General features: G+C 44.9%; 3 protein-coding genes and 1 pseudogene. 1 reads left to right on the forward strand and 3 read right to left on the reverse strand.

Going from position 1 to position 2,275, the window contains the following annotated elements:
* Positions 1–540: 540 nt before the first annotated feature.
* The gene (locus ABUA47_RS24195; protein ID WP_005824951.1) at positions 541–1,164 is read left to right on the forward strand and encodes an HU family DNA-binding protein; all 624 of its coding nucleotides are present in this window, start codon (positions 541–543) and stop codon (positions 1,162–1,164) included.
* A gap of 148 nt (positions 1,165–1,312) precedes the next feature.
* On the opposite strand, the gene ABUA47_RS24200 is transcribed toward ABUA47_RS24195, so the two are convergent.
* From ABUA47_RS24200 to ABUA47_RS24210, 3 genes and pseudogenes are all read right to left on the reverse strand, one after another.
* Positions 1,313–1,621, reverse strand: a complete 309-nt coding sequence (locus tag ABUA47_RS24200; RefSeq protein ID WP_005824948.1) for a nucleotidyltransferase domain-containing protein — start codon at positions 1,619–1,621, stop codon at positions 1,313–1,315.
* Between the two features lie 3 nt (positions 1,622–1,624).
* The gene (locus tag ABUA47_RS24205; RefSeq protein WP_005824947.1) at positions 1,625–1,897 is read right to left on the reverse strand and encodes an HI0074 family nucleotidyltransferase substrate-binding subunit; all 273 of its coding nucleotides are present in this window, start codon (positions 1,895–1,897) and stop codon (positions 1,625–1,627) included.
* Between the two features lie 90 nt (positions 1,898–1,987).
* Positions 1,988–2,275: pseudogene (locus ABUA47_RS24210) on the reverse strand (hypothetical protein); the annotation flags it as partial.

Here is a 2,275-nt window from a genome sequence, read left to right on the forward strand (position 1 = left end):
GCTCATATCGGGCGTTGGTCCCTTTCAAATGCGGGATGATGCTACGCAGCTCCGTAATGTATCCGGTCTTGTTCTCTGTTTTCAGCTTTTCCATCAACATGTCCGTTTCTTGTGTGCTGACGGCCTCTTTTCCGCTTTCGCGTTCCTCTCTGATCAGTGTGATTTTCATTCTTTATCGTGTATGTAATATTCTTGTAAAGATACGCCGGGAAAGGGGGGGATACAAGCTTTTCAAGGATTATTTTCCGATTGGCTTCTTTTTTGGGGTGGAATGTCTATATGTTTCTTTTATAAAAGGTGTTTGTTTCTTTGCTTATCCCCATAGTTTTGTCTATTTTTACACCAGAGTTTATGAACAGTCCACTAAAGTGGTCTTTCTTGTTCATATTAGTGAACGGAGCAGCTCACTACAGTGAACGGTTCTGCTCACGGGCTGGGCTGTGATATAACCTTTGTACTTCAACAGACTGCGTACGTACTTCGCACGTGTTCCGTGCAGTGCTTTATCGTATAATGTAACCCTTTAACGCAGTTTGAACTATGGCTATTTTGTTTGATTGGTACGAGAATCCGGACTCGTACGACAAATCTCCGGAAGATAAAATCCTTCATCCCCGTCTCCGCCTAAATGGGAGCAGGTCTACCGATGAATTGCGGCGGGACATCCAGGCACGTTGCTCATTGACAGAAACCGATGTGACGGCTGTGCTTGATGCTGTGTCGCACGTCATGGGCAGGGAACTTGCCGAAGGAAGGCAGGTGCATCTCGACGGCATCGGCTACTTTCGCGTGTCGCTCACCACGATCGAACCGGTAGTGGCTGCTACCAAGCGTAAGTTGACGAAGGTGAAGATGGCGGGTGTGAAATTTCGTGCCGACCAGAAACTGAAAAATGAAATTGGTACCATCAAGGCAAAGGCTTTGAAGGCAAACGAGCATTCGGCTAAACTGACGGATAAAGAGATAGACCGTCGGCTGACCAACTATTTCGCCACTCGCCCTTTTATGACACGGAATGACTTTCAAAGCGTTTGCGGCATGATGCGTACTACTGCCATGCGGCATATCCGTCGGCTGCGCACCGAAGGAAAGTTGAAGAATGAGGGAACAATGCTGCAACCGATTTATGTACCCGTTTCAGGATATTACGGTAAGAATGAGTGACTTATAACTTTGAACGAAGAAATCTTGTGGTGAGGGCAAATTTTGCCCTCACTTTTTAAATTTGCTCTCACCCACCTCTTGAATGCCGATGAATAGGGCGATGCGTGCGAAAGGTGAGGGTGGTGAGGGTGGATGTGTGAAATTTAGTTTAGTTTGATGGGCGGCTGAATATGGGTATTCCCATACGGTGTATATGTTCCAAAAGGTCGGCATTCTTTAATTTGCCATAGATGGAAAGGTCTACGCTGTAAGGCAAAAGCAGGTCGTCTATTTCATCGGAAAGGCTGCTTAAAGTATTATACGTAAGTCTGTCTCCCATCAGCGTGATGTCTATGTCGGAAAAAGGCTTGAAATTTCCTTTGGCTCGTGAGCCGTACAAAACAGCCTGCTCTATTTCTTCATGTTTCCGGAAGAGATTGCATAGCTTTTCCAGTTCATTGTCGGTCAATCCGTACATAGCTCAATCGAATAAGGATGGTGTATTCAAGGATTGCATTTTCTCTTCAGAGACTACATCGTTGTCATGATTGTGCGATGTCAGATTTCGGGCTTCTATAGTCTCCGTCCATTGCTTGTCATCAATCAATCCCATTTCAAGGGCTTTGCGTATGGCATCACGGGAGCTGCGGATGTCGGTATACCCCTGATATTCTGCATAGTCCTTCATCACTTTCCAGGCCAGTTCGTGGGTATATTCAAAACGCTGTATCCATCGTATGTCTTGCTGTACCATGATAGCTGTCTGTTTTTAAGTAAGCAAATATAAGCTTCTTTTGTGTAACGAGCAAATGGATGGGGGCTTTTTCGTGAAAGCTGTCTGGGGCTATTTTGGAGAAAGGCTGTTTTTAGGTGTGGAATAAGTTCCTGAATTTGTTGAGCCGATGTCGAAATAGTTATATATGTATGTTCTGGTTCCACATGCATTTATGAAATCAACCGTTACGCAAACTCGTTCAATTTCATGACTGTTCCGACTGCTGAAAGTAGTGAAATAATATCCTTGCATGTCTACCTCCCAATCGCAGTCAACACTCCAATGAAAATCATGCGCACCTTCAGGAATAGGATTCAATCCGCATTCACCTCCGCTTTGTGACAGATAGCCATATAT

Source organism: Bacteroides sp. RTP31139st1_H2_RTP31139_211217 (genome assembly GCF_040227615.1).
Taxonomy (GTDB): Bacteria; Bacteroidota; Bacteroidia; order Bacteroidales; family Bacteroidaceae; genus Bacteroides; species Bacteroides uniformis.